Origin of the sequence: Hoylesella pleuritidis (assembly GCF_963541955.1) — a bacterium.
In the GTDB taxonomy this organism is placed as follows: domain Bacteria; phylum Bacteroidota; class Bacteroidia; order Bacteroidales; family Bacteroidaceae; genus Prevotella; species Prevotella pleuritidis.
In genome coordinates, this window is the sequence record NZ_CAUTUT010000020.1 from 40381 (window position 1) to 48936 (window position 8556).

The window sequence follows — 8556 nt, forward strand, 5'->3', positions numbered from 1 at the left end:
TTTTTCATCTTCGTTTCTCGTTATTTCACAAAATCAATCCAATATCTTATACAAACGAGTCTCCACAAATAAAAATCGGTTGTTAATTGTTAGATTAACAACCGATTTACTGTACCCAGACCCGGTACAAAGTGGGTATAACAAGAGAAATAAAGAGGATGTATATAATTGATTATCAATACTTTGTGATTTTCTTATATTTGTCGATTTTGCCCTTTCTTGCCTATTTTTCGTTAGGTAGTACACTTTTAGTACACTTTGATATTCCAAACTTTTTAGTATCTTTGCAAAATAAGAAAACATCTGAAAATAAACGAGTTAATGATTTTACTCGGTTTGATACGCGTTTAGGTACATAACTATCAACTATGGCAAAATTAGAAAATAAAACGAAAGAAAACCCGAAATTAGAGCAAAATACGCTTTCTGATGGTCGGATAAGTCTTTATCTTGAGTATTATCTTGGTAGAGAAGAAACGCCTGTGTTGGACGAAAACGGCAATCCGGTTTTTTATGAAACAGGTAAAATGATGGGCAAGCCCAAAGTACACATTAAACACAACAGACGAAAAGAGAATTTGCAATTGTATTTGATAGCCAAGCCTCGTACTCCAGCGGAACGACAACAGAACAAGGAAACGCTTGAACTGGCTGCCAAGATTCGTGCAGAGCGTGAACAACAGTTTAAGGAGAGTATGCTTGGTTATCGCCTGAAGAAAGACAGAAATGTCAACTTCTTAGACTATTATCAGGCGTACATAGACAGTTATACGAAGAAAGACCTGCGAATGATAAAGATAGCCTTGAATCGTTTTAAGGATTTTCTGAAAGAGCAATACCCTCTCTATGAGTTTAGTATTAAACCTGACTTGATAACCAAGGACATGATGGAACGGTTTGTTGAGTACCTGCAATCACGAAGTGTGGGTGAAGGGGCAAAGAGTATCTACCAACGTTTCAAGAAGGTTGTACGCTATGCCATAGATCATGAAGTGATGTTGAAAGATCCCTGCAAAGGTGTTGTGTGCAAGGTGGATGAACAGATTTTACGCAAAGATGTGTTGTCAATGGACGAAATCCAATCACTAATTCAATGCCATTATGATAATGAAAATCCAAATGTCAGACGAGCATTTATCCTCTGTCTGTATTGCGGTTTGCGCTTCTGCGATGTGAAAGACCTAACTTATAAAAACATCGACTATACCAATCACCTCCTAAAATTTGAACAGAACAAGACCAAAGGACACTCTGCAAATAGTGGTGTAGTTATTCCTCTGAACAACGGATTGCTTTCATTGATAGGTGAAGCACCTGACGATTTGAATTCTTCCATATTTAATCTTCCCTCGTATGAGAGTTGCTGTAAATCTGTGAAACGGTGGGTAAAACGTGCGGGCATCAACAAACATATCAGTTGGCATTGTGCTCGCCACAGTTTTGCTGTAAACATTCTCAATAATGGTGCAAATATTAAAACGGTAGCCAGTTTGTTAGGGCATAGCGGATTGAAGCATACCGAGAAATACACTCGTGCAGTGGATAAGTTGAAGGAAAATGCAATCAATAGTCTTCCAGAATTGAAATTATAGTTGCAAAATATGGTGCTATTTAACAAGTTATGTTTATCTTTGCACATACCATCAATAAACAAATGGAACAGATGACAAAGAAAAATTGCCAAAATAGAATCAGAGTGGTATTAGCTGATAAGCAAATTACTAATCGGTGGCTTGCTGACCGGATGGGGGTCACCGATATGACCGTCTCACGTTGGAAAACCAACAAGATACAGCCCTCCATGGCTCAATTCGTGGAAATCGCTCGTCTGCTTCAGGTTGATATCAAAGATTTGCTGGAAGTTAATTTTGATACAAATGGTAATATAGTATAATGAAAGGACTATCTTTTTTAAATAAAATGACAAAATTGGTAAACGATACCCATCGTGAAATGGACGAAGTTATAATTACTCGCTATGCTTGCTATTTGGTAGCGCAGAATGAGTATTTAATAAAATCGTAAATAGTTGTGTAATAAATAAGCGGAAGAAGTTGAAAATAAAAAGAAATAATAATGGAAACTATCATCATTGGACAAGGTTATAACATCGAAGAGGATTCCTCTGTTGGAAAGGAATTGATAAAACTATTCGAATCAAAAATATATGACAACTTTACATGCCTTGTAGCGTTTGCAAGCTATGGTGGTGTCTCCGCACTAACCAGATTTATTAATGAAGGTAAAGTAAGAGGAATGAAAATCAAGGTAATACTTGGTGTTGACCAGAAAGCCACTTCTAAAGAAGCATTAGAAGAGGTGTTGACATGGAATGTAGATGCTCGTATATACCATACCAACTCAAATAATATTTTTCATCCTAAAGTGTATTTATTTGAGAATAGAGATATTTTTACGTTGATTGTGGGCTCAAATAATCTCACAGTTCCAGGTCTCGTACAAAATATTGAGTGTTCTCTGTTGATAAAAGACACCATAGACCCTTCTTCCATTCATGATGACTTTTATAGATATTGGAAAGGTATGTTAGAGGGAACGGAAACGCATCTATACCCTGTTACGCAAAAGTTAATTGACGATTTATTTAGAGACAAAGTTATTACTTCAGAAGATTTACGTTCCAAAAGATACGATGATGGAGCTGATAAAAAGAAAAAAACAAATGGAAAAGCCATTACTTTCAGAAATACTACCATTCAAAAATTCCCTGAAGGATTTCGTCCGAAGAGACTTGTAAAAGTTAAGCGTGTTGAAACCATAATGGACACGACAAAAGAAGTTGAGAAATCCGTTAAAATTGGCAATGCGGTTTTGATTGCTGAAATTCCTAAGGCTGGTAGTAGATGGAAACAGGCGAATTTTAGTCAGAATGTTTTTGAGAATTTCTTTGGAGCCAAGAAAGGTGATAACTCTTACAAGGTTAAACTTACCAACATCAAAAAGGACGGTACGTTGGGTGAAGTAGTGGAAAGTCAATCTGTTACGGTGAAAAGTAAGAATTACAGATTTGAGTTGCGTTGTGATGAAACCAATCAGCCATATCCATCTGGGGATGACCGTCCCATTGGTCTATTCATAAAAGAAGATACACAAAACTATATGTATCAAGTTTTAATGCCTTCTGATAATATCTATAAAAAGATAAAGGACTATCTGTATATGGAAACAAAGGGACAAAAGGGTAGGAAAGATCTGATGAGACGATACATTGCTGATGTAGAGGTAATTCATGCTTTGTACCCAGAATTAATTGTTTAGTGAATATGGCATACGATTTTAGGACGCTTAACTACCTTGGCAGCAAACTGAGGCTCCTTGATTTCATTGAAGAGAATGTTCGCAAAGTGAATCCGGATGGCGAAGCTGTCTGCGATTTGTTTGCTGGCTCTGGTTGCGTTTCATATAAACTCTCACGACTATATCCTGTTGTCGCATGTGATATTCAGCATTATTCAAGAGTTATATGTGATGCGTTGTTACAGCCTAATACACTTACGAAAGAATCAGTAGAAACTTTCATGTCAGAAATAAAGGGCGGCAAGTCTTTGTTATTAGAGGCTTTTACCCCTTTAATTGATTTGGAGGAGGATGCGATAAGGAATAAAAATCTTGAATTATTGACAAGCATTTTTGAACATGGTTCTATAGAGGTTTTTAATCAGGGAAAAACAGAATCGATAATATCAACAGTCCAGAGTAAACTCAACGAAAAGTTGAAAGGAAAAGGTCTTTGGGGTAAAGAATCGCTAATTTCTCGTTACTATGGCGGTGTGTATTTCTCTTATCGTCAAGCTGTTCAGATAGATGTTATTATGGATGCAATTAGGCATCATCCTGATGGTATAAACAAGAATGTGCTTTTGGCAGCACTTCTCAGTACTGCTAGCGATATTGCATGTACAGTAGGAAAACATTTTGCACAACCAATAAAAGCCCGAGACTCGAAAGGAAACATCAAAAAACTGGTTTATAATAAAGCTATAAAAGATAAAATCATAGACGTTGTTGTACTTTTTGAAGATTGGTTAAATAAATATATTTCCCTGCCCAAAGGACATCACCATAACATTGTCCTTCAAGGCGATTTTATGGAGTGTTTAAGGATGTTACCAAATAATGTTAAAACCGTCTATGCCGACCCTCCATATACTCGTGATCATTATAGTCGTTTTTACCATGTGCTTGAGACTATGGCACTTGACGATGTACCAGAAATCTCAACCGTTAAAGTGCACGGAAGTACGCACGTTAGCAATGGTATCTATCGCAAAGACCGTCACCAGTCGCCTTTTTGTATTAAGAGTAAGGCACCAAAGGCTTTTGAAGAAATGTTTAAGGTAATATCAGCATCTAACAGAAATTTGCTGCTGTCATACTCCCCATACGATGCGACCAAAGGATCTCATCCAAGAGTAGTAACTATTAGCCAACTGATGTCATGGGCAAGTGATTATTTCGACAATGTAGAAGTGGTTTCTGCTGGACATTTTACCCATAACAAGCTCAATTCGATAGAGCATTTCTTGGAATCATCAGACGAGGCAGAAATACTGATAGCTTGTTCAAATAGATAATATGCAGATACAAGATAATATAAAATTTACATTCAATGCCACCTATTCAACAGGCAAAGAAGAAAGTCAAAACATCCTGATTCATGGAAATAATAAGGATGTCCTGCCTGAACTGTGGCCTGAATTTGCAAACAGAATCAGGTGCATATACATAGACCCTCCATATAACAATGGAGAAACTTATCATTATTACGATGACAATAACACTCAAGGAGATTGGCTGAGAGACATGCGACGGGTGCTAAATCTCTTAAAACCGCTTTTGTCAAAAGATGGTAGTATCTGGATATCCATTGACGACAGTGAAATGGCATATTTGAGGGTAGAAGTCGATAGAATCTTCGGCAGAGAAAACTTTGCTGGTACTATTATATGGGAACAACGGAAATCACGCGAGAATCGTGCAGTGTTTTCTTGTAATCATGAGTATATATTGGTCTATGCAAAAGATCTAAAAGAGTTTAAGAAAAAGAGAAATCTTCTTCCCGTTGATAAGGATTTTATCAATAGCAAATACAAGAATCCAGACAATGACCCACGAGGTCCCTGGCAATCTGTGACAGCAAACGTACAATCGGGTCATGCTGTTCCAAGTCAGTTTTATACAATTGTTTCTCCCACAGGTGTAAGACACGACCCTCCTAAAGGTCGTTGTTGGATATACAATGAGGAACGTATGAAGCGTGAAATTGCCGAAGGAAACATTTGGTTTGGAAAAAACGGAAGCAATACTCCCCGGGTTAAGAAATTCTTATGTGATGCAAAGATTGGTCTTACACCAGAAACAATTTGGCAGGCTGACGAAGTGGGAACATCTGATAGTGCAAAAAAACAGTTGATGATCTTGTTTCCTGATAAGGAAAACATTTTTGAGACACCAAAGCCAGAAGAATTACTGAAGCGTATCATAGAGATTGCAAGCAACGAAGGTGATTATGTTCTTGATTGCTTTGCCGGTTCAGGTACAACAATAGCTGCTGCTCACAAACTGAACCGTCATTATGTCGGCATTGAAATTGGCAACCAAATGTCTGAGTTAGTTGTCAATCGTATGAATAAGGTGATTGGAGGGGAAAGTAGTGGCATATCTGAAGTCGTCGGATGGCATGGGGGGGGCAACTTCGATTTTTACAATTATGATAAGAAAACTGTGCAGATTAAGGCTGGATCGAATGCTCTGGGAACAGCACGCATAGAACCGGCTGCGCCATCCAAGAGAGTAGTGACACTTTATCAACAACTTGATTTTTTCGATGTTTTACAGCGTTATCCAGATAATATTGTTGAGAATAATGTTGTGCGTGAAGACTTTGTTGAGTATAATTCAGATTGTGAACACTATGGATATAATGTTAAACCTGAAAAGAACGTTCTAATATGTAATGTTAAGCCTGATAATGAGAAATTATTTCTCAAACAATCAGCCAAGATATACTATACAGGTAAGAGGTTTCCTTCAACCGTAGCATTGAATAAGCTCTACTACTTCATGCCTTATATTAAGCATAAGGGCATACGCGACTTATACCTTATTAAAATAGCTCGTGTGGGAACTCGCAAGGAAGGGCAACCTGATAACAACCCTAGTGATTTCAGGTTAGTATTTGAGATAGAATTTGTAAAGCAATTATACAAGGAATATCAACTCATTGAATTAAAAATTTGGAGAACCTTTACAGATATAACAATAAATGAATTACAATCCAATCTTATATAAGCTATGGGTAAGACAGTAACAACATATTTAATAGATGCTGATCCGAAAGGAACGCAGTATGTGTTTATCAGTAATAAGATTTGTCAGATGTATGTGATTCCTCGCTCAAATCTCTCTATTCTGAATGAACGGCGGGAATTGCAGTCCCCCGCATTTTACATCTTATTAGGTGAAGATGAAGCAACTAAGCCCAAGGCATATATTGGTGAGACGGAAAACTTTCGAGACCGAGTGAGAGATCATGATAGTAAGAAAGCGTTTTGGCAAAAAGCCTTGCTTTTTATTTCTAAAGATGCAGCAATGACCAAAGCTGATGTACAATATTTGGAGCATAAGGCAATAACAGAAGCAAAGGTGTCAAATTCTTTTGTCTTAAATGAGAATAAGCAAACACCTAAAGCTCCAAATCTTCCCGAATATAGAAAGGATGATATGGATGAGTTTTTTGAGGATGTAAAGTTTCTAACTTCATTCATCGGTTGCAGTATATTTGATGTCGTCAAATTTCAAGAGGAGCATATTTTCTTTACAAGGGGTCGTGGTTGCGATGCGAGAGGATTTTATCATAGCAAAGGATTTACAGTATTAAAAGGCAGCACGATTACAAGTTCTTCAGTTCCGTCTTTCAAGTGGGAAGGCAAGCGTGAGAAGCTGTTGAGCGAATATACACACTCTTCTAATGGGAGATTAGAATTGAACTCGGATACAACATTCAATAGTCCGAGCACTGCTGCTGATTTCTGTATTGGGAGCAGCAATAATGGCTGGCTTGTTTGGAAGGATAAAGATGGAAATACTTTGGATTCAGTATATAGAAAACAATTGGAGTAAAATAAAAGTATCGAAATGGATCTGAATGTAATATTAGGGTTTATAAGTATAGTAGTAACTTTAATGTGCGCTTACTTAGGTGCTTTGCTTCATCGCAAAACTGAAAGGATAAAAATTATGGAAGGGCAACTATCTGAAAAAAGATACTCTGCCTATGCGAAACTTTATGATTTCTTCTATGAAATGTTTAAAAATACGAAAGATGACAGGAATGTTAACAACAAAGATATGCGTAATAAGCTTCTTGATGCAAAGAAAGAATTAATCATGTATGGGACAGATGAAGTTGTTTTCGCATTGAACAATTATTTAAGTTCCCTTACCGATGCAAGTACCTATAAACAATTGGATAGTTTTTTGGATGTTATGCTGCTGATTAGGAAAGATATGTGTGGAAAAACAAAGATAAATAGAGATGCTATCTTGTTAAATATAATGCAAGACAAGAAAGAACTACAAAAATTTAAAGATATGGAACTAACTAATTCTGAACAATAAATAATTTATGAAAGTACTATAAATATAATAGGGCTTTATTACATTTTTATTTTCCGTTTCACACAATATGCTAAGATTATTTCTTAGGGTTTTTAATAATCGAAAAAAATATGATAATACAAGAAATAATATCTCGCAAGGAAGATCAGACCTTTGACTGCAAAAGCATTCAAATTGATTCGAAGGCATTAGCTATTACCATCGTGGCATTTGCCAATGCCGATGGTGGAACGATAGCCATTGGCGTGTCTGACAAGAATCGGAAGATAGAGGGTGTAGATCAACATACTGAGAAGCTGAATGAATTGTTGCGTGTGCCTTTAGACTTCTGTAATCCTTCTGTGCCTATTACCAGCGAGTTGTTACCATGTACGGATAAAGACAGAATTGAAAATCATATTTTATTGATGCACATTCCTGCAAGTTCTGAACTACATGCTAATCAGGCAGACGAGGCCTATATGCGTGTTGGGGATAAAAGCAGAAAGCTGTCTTTTGAAGAGCGCATACAGTTGATGTACGATAAGGGAGAACGCTACTATGAAGATACGGCTGTGTATGGTGCTACGGTAGATGATATTGATATGGCTGCTGTCGAAAGATATACAGAATTGATTGGTTATACCAAATCGGCAAAGCAATATCTACATGAGAATAATGGCTTCATAACTACCAATGCAAAGGGAGAGGAGCAAGTTAGTGTGGCTTGTATTCTGTTGTTTGGTAAATATCCTCAAAAGTTCTTTCCTCGTGGACGCACTCGTTTCATCCGCTATAAAGGTACAGAGGAGCGAGTGGGTGCAGAGATGAATGTAATTAAGGACGTAACTTTTGAAGGAACTATACTTGATCAGGTGAAAGCCACGATAGCTTATCTTGAAACCCAAGTGGAGGAACACACTTTCCTAGGACAGC

The 8556-nt window shown here is 37.1% G+C and carries 8 protein-coding genes; all 8 read left to right on the forward strand.

Annotated features, from left to right (window positions below):
• Nucleotides 1-368: 368 nt before the first annotated feature.
• On the forward strand, nucleotides 369-1592 hold the full coding sequence (locus RWY97_RS08710; protein ID WP_315566696.1) for a tyrosine-type recombinase/integrase: 1224 nt from the start codon (nucleotides 369-371) through the stop codon (nucleotides 1590-1592).
• A gap of 71 nt (nucleotides 1593-1663) precedes the next feature.
• Complete coding sequence (locus tag RWY97_RS08715) at nucleotides 1664-1894, forward strand: helix-turn-helix transcriptional regulator (protein WP_278588561.1); 231 nt, start codon at nucleotides 1664-1666, stop codon at nucleotides 1892-1894.
• 182 nt (nucleotides 1895-2076) lie between these two features.
• Nucleotides 2077-3279, forward strand: a complete 1203-nt coding sequence (locus RWY97_RS08720) for a phospholipase D-like domain-containing protein (RefSeq protein WP_315566698.1) — start codon at nucleotides 2077-2079, stop codon at nucleotides 3277-3279.
• Between the two features lie 5 nt (nucleotides 3280-3284).
• Nucleotides 3285-4595 carry a DNA adenine methylase gene (locus tag RWY97_RS08725; protein ID WP_315566699.1) on the forward strand — a complete coding sequence of 437 codons (1311 nt, stop codon included), beginning with the start codon at nucleotides 3285-3287 and terminating at the stop codon, nucleotides 4593-4595.
• A gap of 1 nt (nucleotide 4596) precedes the next feature.
• Complete coding sequence (locus RWY97_RS08730; protein ID WP_315566700.1) at nucleotides 4597-6312, forward strand: site-specific DNA-methyltransferase; 1716 nt, start codon at nucleotides 4597-4599, stop codon at nucleotides 6310-6312.
• Nucleotides 6313-6315: 3 nt separating this feature from the next.
• On the forward strand, nucleotides 6316-7143 hold the full coding sequence (locus RWY97_RS08735) for a GIY-YIG nuclease family protein (RefSeq protein ID WP_315566702.1): 828 nt from the start codon (nucleotides 6316-6318) through the stop codon (nucleotides 7141-7143).
• Nucleotides 7144-7158: 15 nt separating this feature from the next.
• Entirely contained in the window at nucleotides 7159-7641 is a 483-nt protein-coding gene (locus RWY97_RS08740) for a hypothetical protein (protein ID WP_315566704.1), read from the forward strand.
• A 110-nt stretch (nucleotides 7642-7751) separates the two neighbouring features.
• A partial coding sequence (locus RWY97_RS08745; protein ID WP_315566705.1) for an AlbA family DNA-binding domain-containing protein occupies nucleotides 7752-8556 on the forward strand: 805 nt, incomplete at its 3' end.